This is a genomic window from Bradyrhizobium sp. Kon58, from assembly GCF_055807455.1.
The window spans coordinates 319,896-337,819 of sequence record NZ_JBVVOT010000003.1 but is presented as its reverse complement, the minus strand read 5'-3'; the positions used below and the strand labels follow the sequence as shown (position 1 = coordinate 337,819).

The 17,924-nt window shown below is 66.1% G+C and carries 13 protein-coding genes; 4 read left to right on the top strand and 9 right to left on the bottom strand.

Features of this window, described 5'->3' with window-relative positions:
• Positions 1 to 84: 84 nt before the first annotated feature.
• From poxB to AC0L20_RS08030, 3 genes are all read right to left on the bottom strand, one after another.
• On the bottom strand, positions 85 to 1,821 hold the full coding sequence (gene poxB, locus AC0L20_RS08040) for a ubiquinone-dependent pyruvate dehydrogenase (protein ID WP_473288101.1): 1,737 nt from the start codon (positions 1,819 to 1,821) through the stop codon (positions 85 to 87).
• Positions 1,822 to 1,901: 80 nt separating this feature from the next.
• The gene (locus tag AC0L20_RS08035; protein WP_473288100.1) at positions 1,902 to 2,534 is read right to left on the bottom strand and encodes a 2-dehydro-3-deoxy-6-phosphogalactonate aldolase; all 633 of its coding nucleotides are present in this window, start codon (positions 2,532 to 2,534) and stop codon (positions 1,902 to 1,904) included.
• Between the two features lie 13 nt (positions 2,535 to 2,547).
• Complete coding sequence (locus AC0L20_RS08030) at positions 2,548 to 3,462, bottom strand: 2-dehydro-3-deoxygalactonokinase (RefSeq protein ID WP_473288099.1); 915 nt, start codon at positions 3,460 to 3,462, stop codon at positions 2,548 to 2,550.
• Positions 3,463 to 3,701: 239 nt separating this feature from the next.
• Here AC0L20_RS08030 and AC0L20_RS08025 point away from each other — a divergent pair, with 239 nt between their 5' ends.
• Together AC0L20_RS08025 and AC0L20_RS08020 are read left to right on the top strand one after the other, a co-directional pair.
• Positions 3,702 to 4,799, top strand: a complete 1,098-nt coding sequence (locus AC0L20_RS08025; RefSeq protein ID WP_007596571.1) for an LLM class flavin-dependent oxidoreductase — start codon at positions 3,702 to 3,704, stop codon at positions 4,797 to 4,799.
• 55 nt (positions 4,800 to 4,854) lie between these two features.
• A complete protein-coding gene (locus AC0L20_RS08020; protein WP_211396539.1) occupies positions 4,855 to 5,409 on the top strand; it encodes a flavin reductase family protein in 555 nt (184 codons plus the stop codon).
• Positions 5,410 to 5,614: 205 nt separating this feature from the next.
• Here the strand turns inward: AC0L20_RS08020 and AC0L20_RS08015 are convergent, their stop codons facing one another.
• From AC0L20_RS08015 to AC0L20_RS08000, 4 genes are all read right to left on the bottom strand, one after another.
• Positions 5,615 to 7,495 carry a sigma-54-dependent Fis family transcriptional regulator gene (locus AC0L20_RS08015; RefSeq protein ID WP_473288098.1) on the bottom strand — a complete coding sequence of 627 codons (1,881 nt, stop codon included), beginning with the start codon at positions 7,493 to 7,495 and terminating at the stop codon, positions 5,615 to 5,617.
• Between the two features lie 109 nt (positions 7,496 to 7,604).
• Positions 7,605 to 10,910: an acetyl-CoA carboxylase family protein gene (locus AC0L20_RS08010; protein WP_473288097.1), complete on the bottom strand. Its 3,306-nt coding sequence runs from the start codon at positions 10,908 to 10,910 to the stop codon at positions 7,605 to 7,607.
• Between the two features lie 127 nt (positions 10,911 to 11,037).
• Positions 11,038 to 11,727: an aspartate/glutamate racemase family protein gene (locus AC0L20_RS08005; protein WP_473288095.1), complete on the bottom strand. Its 690-nt coding sequence runs from the start codon at positions 11,725 to 11,727 to the stop codon at positions 11,038 to 11,040.
• Positions 11,728 to 11,739: 12 nt separating this feature from the next.
• Positions 11,740 to 13,422 carry a methyl-accepting chemotaxis protein gene (locus AC0L20_RS08000; RefSeq protein ID WP_473288094.1) on the bottom strand — a complete coding sequence of 561 codons (1,683 nt, stop codon included), beginning with the start codon at positions 13,420 to 13,422 and terminating at the stop codon, positions 11,740 to 11,742.
• Positions 13,423 to 13,709: 287 nt separating this feature from the next.
• Here AC0L20_RS08000 and AC0L20_RS07995 point away from each other — a divergent pair, with 287 nt between their 5' ends.
• Together AC0L20_RS07995 and AC0L20_RS07990 are read left to right on the top strand one after the other, a co-directional pair.
• Positions 13,710 to 14,210 (top strand): hypothetical protein, encoded by a 501-nt coding sequence (locus tag AC0L20_RS07995; RefSeq protein WP_473288093.1) that lies wholly within the window; start codon positions 13,710 to 13,712, stop codon positions 14,208 to 14,210.
• Between the two features lie 12 nt (positions 14,211 to 14,222).
• Positions 14,223 to 14,696, top strand: a complete 474-nt coding sequence (locus AC0L20_RS07990; protein ID WP_473288092.1) for a hypothetical protein — start codon at positions 14,223 to 14,225, stop codon at positions 14,694 to 14,696.
• Between the two features lie 61 nt (positions 14,697 to 14,757).
• On the opposite strand, the gene AC0L20_RS07985 is transcribed toward AC0L20_RS07990, so the two are convergent.
• Both AC0L20_RS07985 and AC0L20_RS07980 read right to left on the bottom strand, forming a co-directional pair.
• Complete coding sequence (locus AC0L20_RS07985; RefSeq protein ID WP_473288091.1) at positions 14,758 to 15,687, bottom strand: CobW family GTP-binding protein; 930 nt, start codon at positions 15,685 to 15,687, stop codon at positions 14,758 to 14,760.
• A gap of 3 nt (positions 15,688 to 15,690) precedes the next feature.
• The gene (locus AC0L20_RS07980) at positions 15,691 to 17,181 is read right to left on the bottom strand and encodes an amidohydrolase family protein (RefSeq protein WP_473288089.1); all 1,491 of its coding nucleotides are present in this window, start codon (positions 17,179 to 17,181) and stop codon (positions 15,691 to 15,693) included.
• Positions 17,182 to 17,924: the final 743 nt, after the last annotated feature.

The window sequence follows — 17,924 nt, the reverse complement described above, 5'->3', positions numbered from 1 at the left end:
TGCCCTCCGGCCGGTGGCGGGCACCGGCCGGAGGGCTTCGCGTCGCGGTCGGAGACGAGCGGGGATGCGCCGGCGATGCGCGCCTTAGCGCGGCAGTAAATTGGTCTTGGCGAGATCGACGACCTCGTCGCCGCGGCCGTTCATCACGGCGCGCAAGACCCAGAGGCTGAAGCCCTTGATCTGTTCGGGCGTGATGGTCGGCGGCATCGACAGTTCTTGCTTGGCGGTGACCACATCGAGCAGTGCCGGCCCGTCGTGGGCGAGCATCTCCTTCACCGCCCCGGAGAGTTCGCCGGGATCCTCGACGCGCCGCGCAAAGATGCCCATGGCGCGCGCCATCGCCGCGAAGTCCGGATTCTCCAGATCGACATTGGTGTCGACGAAGCCGGCCGCCTTCATCTCCAGTGCGACGAAGCCGAGCACGCCGTTGTTGAAGATGACCACCTTCACCGGCAGCTTCATCTGCGTCAGCGTGATCAGATCGCCCATCAGCATGGTGAAGCCGCCGTCGCCGGAGAGCGAGATCACCTGGCGGCCGGACTGCGCGGCCTGCGCGCCGATCGCCTGCGGCATGGCGTTGGCCATCGAGCCGTGCACGAACGAGCCGATCAGCCGACGGCGGCCGTTCATCTCAAGATAGCGCGCGGCCCACACCGTTGGCGTGCCGACATCGGCGGTGAACACGGCATCATCAGAGGCGTGGTCGCTTATGACCTTGGCCAGGTACTGCGGATGGATCGGTTTACTGCCCGGCGTGCCCTTGGCGAGCGAGTCCAGCCCCTCGCGCGCCTTCTTGTAATGCGCGATCGCATCGTCAAGATGCTTGCGCTGCGTCTTGGACTTCAGCAGCGGCAACAGCGCCTCGATGGTGAGCTTGACGTCGCCGACCAGGCCGAGGTCGATCTTGCAGCGACGACCGAGATTCTCCGGGCGGATGTCGATCTGGGCGACCTTCGCATCAGTCGGGAAGAACTGTTTGTAGGGAAAATCAGTGCCGAGCATCACCAGCGCGTCGCAGGCGTGCATGGCGGCATAGCCGGAGGAGAAGCCGATGAATCCGGTCATGCCGACGTCGTAGGGATTGTCGTATTCGACGTGCTCCTTGCCGCCGAGCGCATGCACGATCGGGCTCTTCAAGGCTTCCGCGAGTTGCATCAACGGCGCATGCGCACCGGCGCAGCCGCGGCCGCAGAACAGGGTGATGCGTTCGGCGCCGTTCAAGAGGTCCGCAAGCGCCTTCAGCTCATCGGCCTGCGGCACGACCTTCGGCGCCGACAGCGCAAGACCACGCGCCGTCGACAGCGCGCGCTTCGGTGGGCTGCGGAAGGCGACGTCGCCCGGCATGGCGACGACGGCGACGCCACGCATGCCGACCGCCGCGCGGATGGCGTTTTCCAGCACATAGGGCAGCTGACTCGAATCGGAGACCAGCTCACAATAATGGCTGCACTCGCGGAACAGGTTTTGCGGATGCGTCTCCTGGAAATAGCCGCTGCCGATCTCGGCGGTCGGAATTTGCGCAGCGATCGCCAGCACCGGAACACGACTGCGATGGGCGTCGAACAGGCCGTTGATCAGATGCAGATTGCCCGGACCACACGAGCCCGCGCACACCGCAAGGCTGCCCGTCATCTCCGCTTCGCCGGCCGCGGCGAAGGCCGCAACCTCCTCGTGCCGGACATGGATCCATTCGATCGTGCCGCGCCGCCGCAGCGCTTCGGTCAGCGCATTCAGGCTGTCGCCGACGATGCCGTAGATGCGCTTGACGCCAGCCTGTTCGAGCGTTGCCACGAACAGGTCGGCCACGTTGTTGATCGCCATGTCGGTCTCCTGATCTCGCTTCCTCGGCAAGATAGGATAACGCGCAACCGTGACGGCATCACGGCTTGTTTATTGCCGCTTCAGTCTTTCGCAATCGCCCGATCGTAGGCCGCGATCGTCAACTTTGCGCGAGCGGCAACATCCGTTGCCGTCATGCCGGGCTTGTAGAGGCTGGAGCCGAGCCCGAACGCGGTGACGCCGCCCTTAATGTACTCCGCAAAATTCTGGTCGGAGACGCCGCCGACGGCGGCGATCATCACGCCGGCCGGCAGCACGGCACGGATCGCGGCGATGCCGGACGCGCCGAGCACGCTTGCCGGAAAGAATTTCAGGCCAGAGGCGCCGGAGCGCGCGGCAAGCAGCGCCTCGGTCGGCGAAAACACGCCGGGCAACGTCACCATGGCGTATTGATGCGCACGCGTGAGCACCTGCGTATCCACATTCGGCGAGACCATCAGCTTGCCGCCGACATCGTTGAGCCGATCGACATCCGCTGTGGTCAGCACCGTGCCGGCGCCGATCAGCACGTCCGCCGGCGCCTGTTTCACGGCTGTTGCGATGGAGCGGAACGGATCGGGCGAGTTTAGCGGGATCTCGATCGCGGTCATGCCGGCCTCGATCAGCACGCCGACGATGGCCTCGGCTTCCTCCGGCTTGATGCCGCGCAGGATCGCGACCAGTGGCCGTTTCATCGCCGGAAAGGGAACGCTCATCTCAACAGTCCTCTCATTTCGTCCAGATCGCAGCAGCCGCCATCGACAGACCGCCGCGGACGGCTTCATCGGCGTCGACCGGCATCACGGTGACCGATAGCGCGTCGAAAGCCAGCCCGTACAGCTTCGCGAGCCGCCCCGAGGCAATCAGCGTGATTCCAGCTTTCGGCATCGCGCCCGAGAGCCCTGCCGCCAGCTCGACGCCGATCAACGTGCCCGACAGCGTTTCGCGCGCCGCGGCCGGTGTGCCCCCGAACAGGAGCTGACGCGACCGCGCACCGAACAGAAAATTGGCCGCGAAGGCCGGTGCCTCGTACGCTGCCCTCACCGCAGCCTGGAAGCTCGTGACATCCTCGGCGTCTTCGGCCCCGGCGACCGCAAGCGACAGGATGGTCTCGCGCGACACCACGCTGAAGAGCTCGCCGGTCATGAAGGTAGAGAAATGCGCGACAGTATCGTCCTTCAGGCGCACCCATTTCGAATGCGTACCGGGCATGCAGACCAGCGCTTCACCGGCGGCGTCGAGGCCGAGCGCGCCGAGCAGCTGCGTCTCCTCGCCCCGCATCACGTCCGGCGCCTTTGCATCGCGCTGCGCTATACCCGGCAGGATGCGGATGTCGCGTGCTTCGCCCGGCACGCGCGCGGCCTGCTTCAGGACGGCCGCGAGCGGCGCCGGTGTATCGACATATCCGGCTTCGACCCAGCCCGTCTTGGCGCCGGCCATGCCGCAGACCAGAACCGGCAGATGAGCTGGTGCTTCGACGGCGGCAAGATGCGATTGCAGCACGGCCGCGAAGCCGGTCTTTGCCGCCGCCAGCATGCCCTCGCCGCTGCGGCGCTCGGCCAGCACCACGCCGGTACGATCGATCAACCAGAGCCGGAAGCTGCTGGTGCCCCAGTCCACCGCGACGTAGGCGGGTTCGGTCATCTCGATTCTCGTCCTCGTCTCACCGGCAAGACGCCGTCTCGCGACAATGAGACGACATCAGGCAATTTCGACCCGGAGATATCGGCTATTGCCGCCGCAAACCAGCGTTTTCTCGCAGGTCTGAGACGCTGTAGCGGTGGCACACCGCTTGCGGAGCGGTGGCACACCGCTTGCTCAAGCAACCCTGCTCACATCCGTGAACCGCGCAACAAGACGCGTCAATTGTGGAGAGGAAACCCATGGAGATCGGCTATTTCACGATGCCTTCGCACCCGCCGGAGTGCGGCCTGAAGGAAGGGAACGACTGGGACCTGCAGGTCATGCGCTGGCTCGACGAGCTCGGCTATCAGGAGGCCTGGGTCGGCGAACACCACACCGCGCCCTGGGAACCCAATCCCACGCCGGACCTGCTGATCGCGCAGGCGCTGATGCAGACCAAGAACATCCGCATCGGACCAGGCGGCTTCCTGCTGCCCTATCACCACCCGGCCGAGCTCGCCAACCGCGTCGCGATGCTCGATCATCTCTCCGGGGGGCGGCTCAATTTCGGCGTCGCCGCTAGCGGCCTGCCGAGCGACTGGGCCATGTTCAACGTCGACGGCATGAGCGGACAGAACCGCGACATGACGCGCGAGGCGCTGGAGATCATTCTGAAGATGTGGAGCGATCCCGCGCCCTGGACCTACAAGGGCAAATTCTGGACGGTGACCAAGCCGGACACGATGTTCGACTTCCTGAAACCCCACATCAAGCCGTTGCAGACGCCGCATCCGCCGATCGGCGTCGCCGGGCTGTCGAAGAATTCGGACACGCTGAAGCTCGCCGGCGAGCGCGGCTTCATTCCGATGAGCCTCAACCTCAACCCGGCCTATGTCGGCAGTCATTGGGATTCGGTCGTAGCAGGTGCCGCCAAGACCGGACGCAAGCCGGACCGCGCGGATTGGCGGCTGGTGCGCGAGGTGTTCGTCGCCGATACCGACGAGGAAGCGTGGAGGCTCTCGACCGGCGACATGATGGGCCGGATGATGGGCGAGTACTTTCTGCCGCTGCTCGGCCATTTCGGCTTCAAGGACTATTTGAAGCACGCGCCCGACGTGCCTGATAGCGACGTCACCGTCGAATATTGCGCCAAGCGGAACTGGATCGTCGGCTCGCCCGCGACCGTCGCCGAGAAAATCGAGAAGATCTACGAGGAGGTCGGCGGCTTCGGCGTGCTGCTGGTGTTCGGCTTCGACTACAAGCACAAGGCTGAAGCCTGGCATCACTCGCTGTCGCTGCTGAGGAACGAGGTGATGCCGCGCCTGAAGCATCTCGGCTCCGCGCAGAAGGCGGCTTGACCCGACGCGGGTGCGGCGCGATCGTGCCGCACCCGTTCTTTCTGGAGACCATCGCGTGAGCGTGGACGCAAAGGATTTCAAGCAGGCGATGCGCCAGTGCGCCGGGGCCGTGGCGCTGGTGACTGTCGGCGCCGAGCACGGCAAGCGCACAGGGCTGACGGTGACCTCGGCCTGCTCACTATCGGACTCACCGCCATCCCTGATCGTCTGCGTCAACCGCAACGCCAGCGCGCACGCGCGTATCCGCGAGGAAGGCGCGTTCGCGATCAACTTCCTGCACGAGGACCACGCTCTCCTGGCGCTCACCTTCAGTGGCCAGAAGGGCGTCAATGGCGACGACCGTTTTGCGTTCGGGGAGTGGACGCGCGGGGTGACCGGCGCGCCGGTGCTGACGGACGCGGTCGCCGCGTTCGACTGCGTGCTGGCGCAGGAATTCGAGACGACGACGCATTCGATCTTCGTCGGCGAGGTCCGCGGCGCATCGCATTCCGACGGCGCGGCGCCGCTGGTGTATCTGCGCAGCAGTTTCCACGTCCCTCACGAAATCCGCGGCACCGTCACAGTCGGAGATCTCGACTCGCGGCATCTGAGCTGGAGCGATTTTTCGTAGAGAGCCGCACTGACGGTGCGCTCTTCCCTTCTCCCCTTGTGGGAGAAGGTGGCGCGAAGCGCCGGATGAGGGGTATCTATCCGCATACACAAATGGCTGAGGTGAATGCGGACGCAGACCCCTCACCCGTCTCGCCGCTGTCGCGGCGAGCCACCCTCTCCCACAAGGGGAGAGGGGAAGAACGTGCGCCGCATGCAGTTGAGGACTACTGCGTCGTCTCGATCTTCAACTGCTTGATCTTGCGATACAGCGTGGCGCGGCTCAGCTTCAGCGCGCGCGCTGTTTCCGTCACGCGGCCGCCATGCTTGCGCAAGGCTTCGACGATCGTGGCGCGCTCCGCCGCCGCGAGGTCCGACTCCACTGCACTTCCACCAAACGGGGGCAGATCGAGGTCGGCATCGGTGATGACGCCGTCCTCCGCCGTGCAGCCGGCGAGCCGCAGCACGTGGCGGAGCTGGCGCATGTTGCCGGGATAGGGATAGGCTGCCAGTTGCGCCCAGGCCTCGTCCGAGAGGGAGCAGTTCGGCGCTTCCTCGCGCGCGATCTGGCGGATGACGTCGTCGCGGTCGGCGCGCTCGCGCAAGGCCGGCAGCCGCACCTCCATGCCGCGCAGACGGAAATAGAGGTCGGTGCGGAAGGCGCCCTCCTCGGCCATGCGGCCGAGATCGCGATGGGTGGCGCTGATCAGGCGAATGTCGACCGGCACGGGCTTCAGCGCGCCGAGCGGCCACACTTCGCGGTTCTCCAGCACCCGCAACAGCCGCGTCTGCAGCGCGATCGGCATGTCGCCGATCTCATCGAGGAACAGCGTGCCGCCGTCGGCCTGCACGATCAGGCCCTTCGAGCCGTCGCGGCGTGCGCCGGTGAAGGCGCCGGCCTCGTAGCCGAACAGCTCGGCATCGATCAGGCTTTCCGGCATCGCCGCGCAATTCAGCGCGACATAGTTGTGGCGCGCGCGATTGCCGGCTGCGTGAATGGCACGGGCGAACACATCCTTGCCGACGCCGGTCTCGCCATACAGCAGCACCGGCAGATTGCGATCGCCGATGCTTCTAAGTCGCTTCACGCTCCTGATCAGGCCAGGGTCGCGGCCGGCGAGCCGCTGCAGAGCATCGAAGCGATCGACCGGTGCATCGCGGCGCGGCGCGAGCGGACGGCCCGAGACCCTCGCCCGCAGCGGCGGCGCGACATGGCCATGCCCCAACGGAGTGCCATCGGCCCGGCGCAGCTCGACGAGATCGTCTGCGTCGCGCGCGGCGGGATGGTCGAACTTGACGTAGCGCGACAGATCGATGCCGGATGCGATCAAACCGTCGGTGAGACCCAGCAGCGCGCGCGCCGAACGGCAGGCGCCGACGATACGGCGATCGTCGTCATAGGCGAGCAGGCCGCTGCCGCCATCGCCCGGAACGGTCGCGATCCATGCGTTGCGGAAATGACCGCGGAAGATCGCACCCTCCATGCGCCGCGTCGCCTCCATCGTCACCGCGAGCGCGAGCTGATGCGCCGTGCGTTCGAGGTCTTCGCGGCAGGAAGTGATGTTCACGGCGCCTGCGAGCCGTCCGGCCTGGTCGAATAGCGGCGTCACGGCGCAGGAAAACATGTGCCACTGCGCGCGAAAATGCTCGTCGCGATGCACCAGGATCGGCTTCTGCTCGGCGAGTGCGGTGCCGAGCCCGTTGGTGCCCTCACAAGCCTCAGAAAAATTCGAGCCGGTGTAGATCTTCCAGTCCATGAACAGTCTTGCGTCAGCCTCGCCAGGCAGGCGGCTGAACAGCATGGTTGCGTTCACGTCTGCCAGATTGACGCAATAGCCGGCATCGCGCAGCACACGGGCGAGGTCGTCGAGTTCCGGTGTTGCGAGCCGGATCGTCTCCTCCATGGGTCCGGCGACGTGACGGATCTCGGCTTCGGTCAGCGTCTGCGGCGGCCCCTGACGGGCGGGATCGAGCTTGTGGCTGACCAGGCAGCGCCGCCAGGAATTGGCAATGCGCGAAGAGGCATCGACGTCGGCCAAGCGGTTTGTAACCTGATTGGCGACGGACAAGACGCGGGCGACATGGTTCGAGGCCGAAAGGCTGGCCATCGCGGACGTCTCCACCCTGTATTATTGTGCAAAGTCTGGCACCGCAGGCGGGGATGTCAATCGGGAACCGGGAACGCGGCGAAGCGCAATCAGAATTGCTGCACCGCCCTCACCACGTATCGATGCACGGCCGCTTCTTCCCGGTCCGCGCCGGCGGCTTTGGCACCGAGCGCAGGCCCGCCATGATCCACCGCCGCGTCTCGGTGGGATCGATGACGTTGTCGATCTCGAACACGGAGGCGATCGAGACGGCCTTGCCGTTGGCATAGAGCTCGGCGACCTTGTTGCGATAATAGGTCTCGCGCTCGGCGGGGTCGGCGATCGCCTCCATCTCCTTGCGGAAGCCGAGGCGGACGTAACCCTCCAGGCCCATGCCTCCGAACTCGCCGGTCGGCCAGGCCGCGGTGAAGAACGAGGCGTGGAAGCCGCCACCGATCATCGACTGCGCCCCGAGCCCATAGCCCTTGCGCAGCACGATGCCGAACAGCGGCACCGTGAGACTCGCGCCCGTCACGAACATCCGCGAGACGTGGCGCACGATCGCGGTCTTCTCGGCTTCTGGGCCGACCATGAAGCCGGGCGTGTCGCAGAGCGAGACGATCGGCAGATCGAAGGCGTCGCAGAGCTGGAGGAAGCGCGCGGCCTTGTCGCCGGCATCTGCGTCAATCGCGCCGCCGAGATGGCGCGGATTGTTGGCGATCAGGCCGAACGGCTTGCCCTCGATGCGGATTAAGGCGGTGATCATGCCGACACCGTAGTCGCGGCGCAGCTCCAGCACGGACTCCTTGTCGGCGACGAGCTCGATCACGCTGCGGATGTCGTAGACCCGCAGCCGGTTCTCGGGGATCGCGCGGCGCAGCAGCCGCTGGTCGGCGGCCTGCCAGTCGGTCACCGCGCCCTGGAAATAGGAGAGGTATTTTTGCGCAACGGATGTTGCCTCTTCCTCGTCCTCGACGAGGATGTCGATGACGCCGTTCGGCGACTGGAACGTAACAGGACCGACCTCGGCCGGGTGATAGACGCCGAGCCCGCCGCCCTCGATCATTGCGGGGCCTCCCATGCCGATCGAGGCGTTTTTGGTCGCGATGATGACATCGCAGCAGCCGAGCATCGCGGCATTGCCGGCGAAGCAGTAACCGGAGACCACGCCGATGACCGGCACGAGACCCGAGAGCCGTGCGAACTGCACGAAGGACGGGCCGTCGAGGCCTGTCATGCCGAGCCGGTCGGTATCGCCAGGCCGGCCGCCACCGCCTTCGGCATAAAACACCAGCGGCACGCGCCAGTCTTCCGCGAGCGTCAGCATGCGGTCGATCTTCTTGTGGTTCATGTGGCCCTGCGTGCCCGCGAGCACGGTGTAGTCATAGGCCACGACGATGCAGCGGCCGCCCTCGGGGCCGAACTTCTCGGCGTTGACGGTCGCGACGCCCATGACGAGGCCGTCGGCCGGCGTGTTCTTGACGAGATCGTCGAGCTTGCGCCGCCGCCGCTGCGCCGCGATCGCAAGGCTGCCATACTCCATGAACGAGCCGTCGTCGACGAGCTGCGCGACATTCTCGCGCGCGGTGCGCTGATTGGTGTTGCGGCGGCGCTCGACCGAGGCAGGGCGATTTTCGTCGAGCGTGTTGGCCTGGCGCGCGATCAGTTCGGCGAGATCAGGACGGATGTGGTCGAGATCGATGTCAGTTTCCGTTGCCGACGCATCGGCCGCGACCTCGAGCGGCTCCAGATACATGATCGGCTCGCCATGCATCAGCGTGACGCCGTCGCCGGCGAGTAGCTTCGTGACGCGACCGCCCTGCTCGGCCATGACCAGATGCTCCATCTTCATGGATTCGATCACGGCGAGCTGCTGGCCCGGGCGCACGACCTCGCCTTCCTTCACCTGAATAGTGACAATGGTCCCTTGCAAGGGTGCTGCGACCATCACCGTGCCTTCGGGCACGGTCTGTGCCGTATGCGCCTCTATGCCGGGGCCGCCGCTTCGCTCGGTCGCGGCAAAATAGAGTGGTTTTGCGGCGCCATCCGCGGCCTCGACGAGCTTGCCAATGTTGCGATCGATGAAGTCTGTCGCGATGCGGTTGGCCTCGAAGTCGGGATGCGCCAGCACGGCCTGGAGGAAGCCGATATTGGTGACGACGCCGTCGATCCGAAACTCGCGCAAGGCGCGCGAAGCCTTGGCGACGACGTCGTGCCAGGCTTCTCCGGGCGTATGCACGATGACCTTTGCCAGCAGCGAGTCGAAGGCGGCGCTGGTCTTGTAGCCGGCATACCCGAAACTATCGACACGGACGCCGGGACCTGACGGCGGCTCGAACACGGCAAGCACGCCGCCGGTCGGGTGCGTCGCCCCCAGCTCGTCCAGCGTCTCCATGTTGACGCGGAGCTGCATGGCATAGCCGCGCGGCTTCGGGATCGAGCCTTGCGCCAGGCCGAGCGAGGCAAGCGAGGCACCGGCGGCGACCGCGAGCTGGGCGCGGACCAGATCGAGGCCGAGCACCTCTTCGGTCACGGTGTGCTCGACCTGAAGCCGCGGGTTGGCTTCGATGAAGGCAAAACTGTCGTCGGCAGAGCCGTCGACCAGGAACTCGAAAGTGCCGAGATTGTCGTACAACGCGGCCGTCGCAAGCTGCTTCGCCGCCTCGATGATGCGGCCGCGCAAGGGCTCGCTTAGCGACGGGCTCGGCGCCACCTCGATCAGCTTCTGGTGCCGGCGCTGGATGGTGCATTCGCGTTCCCAGAGGTGGGAGATCGCGCCGTGCCGATCGCCGATGATCTGCACCTCGATATGGCGCGCCTGCCGGATCAACCGCTCGGCATAGACGCCGTCGAAGCCGAACGCGGCCTTGGCCTCGGACTGGCAGCGCGCATAGGCCTCCGCGAGGTCGGATGCATTCTCGACCACGCGCATGCCACGGCCGCCGCCGCCGGCCATCGCCTTGATCACGATCGCCGCATTGCTGCCGAGGGAAACGAAGAACGCCGTGATCTCTTCAAGGCTCGACGGCCCGCTGGTGCCAGCAATGATCGGCACGCCACAGCGTTTTGCCAGTTGCCGTGCTGCGACCTTATCGCCAAACAATTCGAGCGCGGCCGGTGTCGGTCCGACGAAAGTTATGCCTGCATCCCCGCAGATTCGGGCGGACGCGGCGTTCTCGCTGAGAAAGCCGTAGCCGGGATGCACGGCATCGCAGCTGGCGGCTTTCGCCGCTCTCACCACCGCGTCGATGTCGAGATAGGCCCGCGCGCCGCGGCCGGGAATTTCGACCGCCTCGTCGGCAACCCGCACATGCAGCGACAGCGCATCGTCGGCGGGGTGGATCGCGACCGTCGCGATGCCGGAATCGGCTGCGGCGCGCGCGATGCGGATGGCGATCTCGCCGCGATTGGCGATCAGGAGCTTCTTGAACGACATGCAGCGTCTCCATGCCCGCGTGCCCAAGCGCGGGTCGGCAGGTCCGATGGTTCTGCTTCGTCACTTTAACCGAGGCCGTCAAGGGCAAGAACGCCGGTCGCGACGACCGTTCCCGCGGGCCGGAATTTCAGTCGGTCCCGCGCGCGGTGATCAGGCGAATAATCCGCGCCACGGCAGACGGAATCGGCGCGATGACCGGCACGGTGAACATCGGCTGAAGCTCGCGCGCGACTTCGCCCAGCGGCCCGCCGCCGATGATGACCGCCTCCGCGCCATCCTGCGCGATGCAGGCCTCGACCGCGCCGGCGAGCGCTGCACGCAATCGCGCCGGATCGCGCATCAGCTCCTGCGGATCGCCCTCCGCGAAGCGGACGCCGGTGTAACGCGATCGCAACCCCAGCGCGGCCGGCAAGGCGTCGATCTTTGCTGCCAGCAGCGGCGTCGTGGTCGCCAGGCCGAAGCGACGACCGTTCTCGGCGGCTGCCAGCATCGAGGACTCACCGATGCCGACCGCCGGCAGTTTCAACGCGGCCTTGATCCCGGCCAATCCGGGATCGCCGAACGCCGCGACGATGATACCGTCGCATGCATGCCGGTTCGACTGCGCGATCTCCAGAACTTCGGCGGAAGCTGCATCCAGCGCATCCGGCGTCACGATCATTTGCGGCGCGCGCGTGGCGGTCGCGCCGTCGATGTCGATGTCGACGCCCTCGACGGCGGCCGACCTCGCGATGGCGACCATCATCTCGGTGGTCGCCACGGAACTGTTCGGATTGATCAGGAGAATGCGCGCGCGCCGATCGGAAGTTTGGCCCATCACCCTGCTATACTAGGCCGCCCGAACCCCCGCAACGAAAGCGCTGACCTCGTCTTCCAGCGATTGCAGCTTCTGCGACAGCCGACCGCTCGATTGCAGCACGAGGCCGGCGGCCTGGCCGGTTTCCGCCGTCGCATCCGTCACACCCGAGATGTTCTGCGAAACCTGGTCGGTGCCGGAGGCGGCCTCGCGTACGCTGTGGGCGATCGCGGCGGTCGCGGCGCCCTGCTCCTCGACCGCTGCGGCGATCGACGAGGAGATCTCGTTGACCTCCATGATGGTGCTGCGGATGCTCTCGATGTTGCCGACGACCTGGTTGGTCTCGGCCTGGATCGCGGTGATCTGCGCGCCGATCTCGTCGGTCGCCTTCGCGGTCTGGCTCGCCAGCGACTTCACTTCGCTTGCCACCACCGCGAAACCCTTGCCGGCCTCGCCGGCGCGCGCCGCCTCGATGGTGGCGTTGAGCGCGAGCAGATTGGTCTGCGAGGCGATCTGGTTGATGAGGTCTATGACCTCGCCGATCTTGTGCGCGGCCGCCGCCAGCCCCTGCACGGTGTCGTTGGTACGCTGGCCATCGGCGGCGGCCTTGTCGGCCACGGTTGCAGCCTGCGCGACGCGCTGGCTGATCTCGGTGATCGAGGACGACAGCTGCGCGGCGGCGGAGGCCACCGTCTGCACGTTGCTCGAAGCCTGCTGACAGGCGGTGGCGACGAAGCTCGCGCGGTCGGTCGCCTTGTTGGCGGTTTCGGACATGCCCTGCGCGGCCTGCTGCATCGCGCGCGCCTCGTTGAAGACGTCGCGGACGACGGCCTGAACGTTCGCCTCGAACTTGCCGGCGAGGTCCGTCATCGTCTTGCGCTTCTCCTCGTCGGCCTTCTGCTTCGTCTCCTGCTGTTCGGCGTGCATCCGGCCGACGGCCGACGCATTGTCCTTGAACACGGCGAGCGCCTTGGCGAGCCCGCCGATCTCGTCGCGACGGTCGGTATGGGGCACGTCGAACGCGCTGTCGCCGGAGGCGAGGCGCTCGGTGAGCGCGGTGATCTTCGCCAGCGGCCGGGTCACGCTGCGGCCGATCACAAAGGAGGCGCCGAGCACGAGCACGAACACGACCAGGCACACCAGGGCGAAGGTCATCGCATTCTGGCGGAAGACGGCGTCGACGTCGTCGAGATAGATCCCGGTGCCGATGATCCAGCCCCAGGGCGCAAAACCCTTCACATAGGAGATTTTCCCGACCGGCTGGTCGAAGCCGGGCTTCGGCCAGAGATAGCTGTAGAAGCCCGCCCCCTGCTTCTTGACGACGTCAACGAAGCCGACGAACAGCGCGTTGCCGGACGGATCCTTCATCCCGGAGAGATCCTTGCCGTCGAGCTCGGGCTTGATCGGATGCATGACCATCTTGGGGGTCATGTCGTTGAGCCAGAAATATTCGACCTTGTCGTAGCGCAGGCTTTTGATCTCCGCGATCGCGGCGGCCTGCGCCTGCTCGCGTGGGAGTTTTCCTTCGCTCTCGAGCTTCTGGTAGTGCGCCAGAATGCCGTAACCGACGTCGACCATGTGCTGCGTCTTGGCCTCACGGTCCGCGATCATCTGCGTGCGCAAGGTCGAAAGCGCGATCGGCGCCAGCGCGATCATGCCAAGGAGGCTGATGCCGACAATCAGGACCAGCTTGAAACTGATGCGGGAGAAAAACATCGGTGCTCGCAAGATTTGGAAGGGCTGATATGCCAGTTTATCCCGCGTCCCTTAGCAAAGCTTTAAGCATTCGGGTTCCCGCAAAAACCCGCAAAGTCCGTAGGATCCTACCGGCATGTCCCGGACGGCCTCGCAGGCTCGCTGCATCCGAGATGCGAACTCTTCAAAACTAGAAGACCTCGACATCGCCCCTCCGAGCGTTGACTTGCAGGGGGCTCTGACGGAACGATCGGCGCAGATCATCAGCGCCAGCCGGGGCGCGGGCGCAGCCGGAGGCCAGAGGCTCAATGCATCAATCGACATCGACAGGATCCCTCGACCTACCGGCGCTGAGCGCGGCGGAGCGGCTCTTCATTTGGGGATTTCGGGCCAAGGCCCGCAGCGGAAGCGCCGTTCCGACCGCGGCCGACATCCAGCAAGTGTACGACCATTTTCGCGTGGGCGACGCCGTGCCTTCGCTGGAGTGCATCATCGAGATCTTTGCGTGCACGGCGCATACGGCCATCGCGGTGCACTGCCCGACCTGTCCGCGCATGTCCGACAGCGAGCACGGCATGTTGCGGGCGATCGCCGCCGCGCAGAAAGAGCGCGACGATATCGCGCGCGAGCAGTTCGAATGCTGGCTGCCGCCGGTCGGCGCCGATTGGGCTCTCGCACCCGTGCGCGGGCTTGCAACGATCTTCCGCATGGCGGGTCTCATCCTGCCCGACCGACACGTTCCGTCTTTCGACCATGACCGGACGATGGCGATGAAGAGCTGGCTGGTCGGTAGCCCCACCTTGCACTGACGGGAAGCGCGCGTGATGCAGGATAATTGCGGCTTTGTGCCTGTCACGGAAGCCGGCCAGGCGCGGCTCTGTCCGCTCCAGGCCGCGCTTGCGACGCGGCCTAATGTCGAGAGCTGCGATGATTTTGGCCGCGTCACGCTCTCGCTGTTCCGGTTCATCGCTGCCGCCTATGCGACCGGCGCGTCCGATTGCTGGGAGGCGGCCTATCGCTTTGCCGACGAGGCGCCTGGCATCGCCGACAGCCCGCTGCTGGTCGCACGCGTTGCCGCGCTGGTCAGACTCCTGCGCAGCGGCCGGCCATGCCCATTGTGCTTCATGCCGCCGTCGTGCCGGCGCCTGTCGCAGGACGAGGCAGAATTGATGCGACTGCTGGCGGTGGCGCGCGGCAACCAGCCGGGTGAGCTCGGAGCCGCCGTCTGCCAGTTCGTCGGCAACGAGAACGGGACTGCGACAACCAGGGCCGTCAACGCGCTCGCGTTGTGCTGACAGCTAGCGGTCCTTCCAGATCACCGTGTTCGCCTCGCGCAATTCGCTTGAGGCAATCGCTTCACCGATTCACGACGCATGTCTCCATGATCCCGTCGAGCTCCGCCTGCGAGAGCACGCCTAGCTCTGCGATGAAGACGATCCGCGCACGCGGCGCGCCCGACGTCGGCACTTCGCCAGGCGCCAGCGTGGCGCGGCCCGCGGCGAATTGAAACACCATCTGGCGCCCGGGTTGCTCGACGGTCTCGAACAGGCCTTTTGCCCGCGCGAGTTTTGGCGCGAGCCGGCCGATCGCCTGCTGCAGGCGGGGCAGCGAGATCGGCTGGTCCGAGGTCCAGCTCAGGGTTTCGAAGCGTTGCTCTGCCGGCCGTCGCGGTCCGGGCTCGCGTCGCGCGGGGGCCCGATCGACGGTTGCGGGAAACAGCAGCGCGGACGGAATCTCGCCGTGCGGCGCATCGACCACCACGGCAGGAACGCGTTGCGCGCGGATGGCCTCGCGCATGCGGGAGCCCGCGCCCTCGTCCGCCAGATCCGCCTTGCTCAACGCCACGATGTCGGCGACGCGCAGCTGCGAACGATGCAGCGCGTCGTCCAGGCTGGAGGGCGGTGTCGCCGCGTCCATCACGCAGAGCACCGTCTCCAGCGGCGCCTCGCGCAGGATCACGGGATCCATCAAATTGCGGACGATGTCGGCGGGATCGGCGACGCCGCTGGTCTCGATGACGATGTATTCGGGCTTCGGATCGCGCCGCAGCAGCGTCGAAAGCGTGCGCAGCAGGTCGCCTTCGAGCGTGCAGCAGATGCAGCCATTGGCGAGGCTGACCACGCCGTCGCTCGCGCCCGCGATCAGCTCGGCATCGATGTTGATCGCACCGAAATCGTTGACCACAGCTGCGATCCGCCGCCCCTGCGCATGCGCCAGCAGATGGTTCACGACCGTGGTCTTTCCGGCCCCCAAGAAACCCGTCACCAGGAGAATGGGGACCGGCATGGATCAGCTCCCGACGACGGGACGGCGCACGGGACGGCCGGGCCGCGCCGCCACGTCCAGCACACCGTCGGTGATCAGCGGCTCGCCGCTGACGATCAGATGCCGCACGCCTTCGGAGGGGCGGTTCATCGCTGTGAAGGTCGCGCGGTCCGAGAGCTTCTCGTAGTCGAACACGACGATGTCGGCATCGGCGTCCTTCGTGAGCCTTCCCTTGGCGCGCATCGCGGGCGTGCTCTGCGACAGGATCTCCGCCGGGATCAGCGCGCATTTGCGCACGCCTTCGAGCAGCGACACGGTCTTGCGCTCGCGCACCCATTCGCGGATGAATTTCGTGAAGCAGCCCGCCGAGCGCGGATGCGAGGTGGCGTCATCCGGCAGCGGCCAGGCATCGCCGGTATAGGTCTTGCCGTCCGACGTCGTCCACGGCATCGCGTCGGAGGCGATGGCGCCGCCGGGATAGAGCACCGACATGTCGAGCAGGTCGCGATGATGCGCGTTGTTCTCGGTGTCGAGGATGTGCCACAGCACCAGCGACGACGGCTCGTCGGCCTGCGCCTTCAAGAGCTCCTCGCGATCGCTGAAGCGATGGCCGTCAGTGACCCGCTGCACGGAATCGTAGCCGGTGCCGTTGCGCTCGACGAATTCGGGGTCACTGAAGAAGGCCGCCGCCAGCACGGTCGAGCCGGTGCCATAGGGATAGGCCTCGACCGTGATGGGCAGGCCCTGCGCCTGCGCTTTCGCGATCAGCACGCGGCAGCGCTCGACGTCGGTCTTGCTCGACGAGTTGAAATGGCAGATGTGCATATGCGCGCCGGTGGCGCCGGCATAGCCGATCAGGCGGATATAGGCTTCCGCCGCGCTCTCGGGGTCGACGCGCGACATGTAGGCGACATGGGTGAAGGTCGGAACGTCCTGCGCGGCCGCGAGCTGGCAGACCGCAGTCAGCTCCTGCACGCCGGCGCCCGGCGCATAGGCGTTCAAGATGCCGATGCCGATGCCGCCCTCGTTCAGGCCGCGCGACAGCCTCTCGAGGATTCCCGCGACCTCCGAATCGCTCGCCACGTTGTCCATCCAGCGGCGATCGCGCATCGCGTTGCCGAACGCCTCCAGCGAGCTCTCCGCATTGGAGCCCGTCATCGCGCCAATACGGGCGAAAGCCCAGTTGGTGGCGGCGCCGTAGTTCAGCGCGCGTCCCTTCCTCGCCTGGCGCTCATACCACGACCCGACCGGCAGCACGCCGGCTTCGAGATCGAGCGTCGTCGTGACGCCGTCAAACGCCTGCATGCGATCGGCGGGGAGCGACTGGCCATGCGCATGAAGGTCGATGAAGCCGGGCGCGACCACGAGCCCGGTCGCGTCGATCACCCGCTCGGCGCCGCCGAGCGAGGCGCCGACCGCGGCGACCTTGCCGTCCACGACCGCCACGTCGCCAACCGCGTCCATTCCGCTGGCGGGATCCACCACCCGGCCGCCAGAGATCACCAAGCCGCTCATAATCGAAACTCCTCCGCGCTGAATTCGCATCAAGGCAGATTCCGGGAGGTACGACCACCTCCACCGAAGCCGACGCATCATGCTCGCACGGAAGATCATTTCGCTGGCAAATTGTGAACGGCCGCTTGCAGCCTCGCGGCATGTTTTGCCCGAGCTATGCTTCTCTCGTCACCCTCTCCAAAGAAAGGGCGCAGGGAAGACCGGGCGCCGGCTGGCACCCATAAAAACCCCCATGCGAACTGATTGCACACGCAATGCACAGGGGAGACACAGGGCAGCCGAGACCAGGCCTTCCCTGCGCGATGGTCTGACGGCCTATGCCGTGCTCTCCCCGGAGACGAGTTCCTTCTTGCCTCCGTCACCTCCGCGAAATGCACGGCACCGCGCCGGTTGACGCGCTGACGCCTTCGCAAAGGCTTGACCGTAGCAACGACGGCCAGGACCACACGGTTTCGCCGTACGCAGGCTTTCCTGCTTCGCCTAACGGCTTCGCAGGACATGGTCCTGCTTCACCAAAGACTTCGCAAGCATGAGCGCCGTCCGTCGATGCGGTTCGTGCCATGCTCACGAGGTTCATCTCGCCCTGCATGCACAACCCCGCCTTTAACGCCGCCCGCGTCCACCGCAACTCCCAAACCGCGTTCGTGACGACGTACGACCGCCCCTTTTGTGGGCTGGGATTGCCGACACATACGACAATTCCGAATTTCGGTAAAGTGGAATATTTTTGCGGGGAAGGGTTG

Coding starts and splice junctions, on each gene's coding strand:
- poxB (WP_473288101.1), bottom strand. CDS start 1,821: ATGGCGATCAACAACGTGGCCGACCTGTTCGTGGCAACGCTCGAACAG.
- AC0L20_RS08035 (WP_473288100.1), bottom strand. CDS start 2,534: ATGAGCGTTCCCTTTCCGGCGATGAAACGGCCACTGGTCGCGATCCTG.
- AC0L20_RS08030 (WP_473288099.1), bottom strand. CDS start 3,462: ATGACCGAACCCGCCTACGTCGCGGTGGACTGGGGCACCAGCAGCTTC.
- AC0L20_RS08025 (WP_007596571.1), top strand. CDS start 3,702: ATGGAGATCGGCTATTTCACGATGCCTTCGCACCCGCCGGAGTGCGGC.
- AC0L20_RS08015 (WP_473288098.1), bottom strand. CDS start 7,495: ATGGCCAGCCTTTCGGCCTCGAACCATGTCGCCCGCGTCTTGTCCGTC.
- AC0L20_RS08010 (WP_473288097.1), bottom strand. CDS start 10,910: ATGTCGTTCAAGAAGCTCCTGATCGCCAATCGCGGCGAGATCGCCATC.
- AC0L20_RS08005 (WP_473288095.1), bottom strand. CDS start 11,727: ATGGGCCAAACTTCCGATCGGCGCGCGCGCATTCTCCTGATCAATCCG.
- AC0L20_RS08000 (WP_473288094.1), bottom strand. CDS start 13,422: ATGTTTTTCTCCCGCATCAGTTTCAAGCTGGTCCTGATTGTCGGCATC.
- AC0L20_RS07995 (WP_473288093.1), top strand. CDS start 13,710: ATGCATCAATCGACATCGACAGGATCCCTCGACCTACCGGCGCTGAGC.
- AC0L20_RS07985 (WP_473288091.1), bottom strand. CDS start 15,687: ATGCCGGTCCCCATTCTCCTGGTGACGGGTTTCTTGGGGGCCGGAAAG.
- AC0L20_RS07980 (WP_473288089.1), bottom strand. CDS start 17,181: ATGAGCGGCTTGGTGATCTCTGGCGGCCGGGTGGTGGATCCCGCCAGC.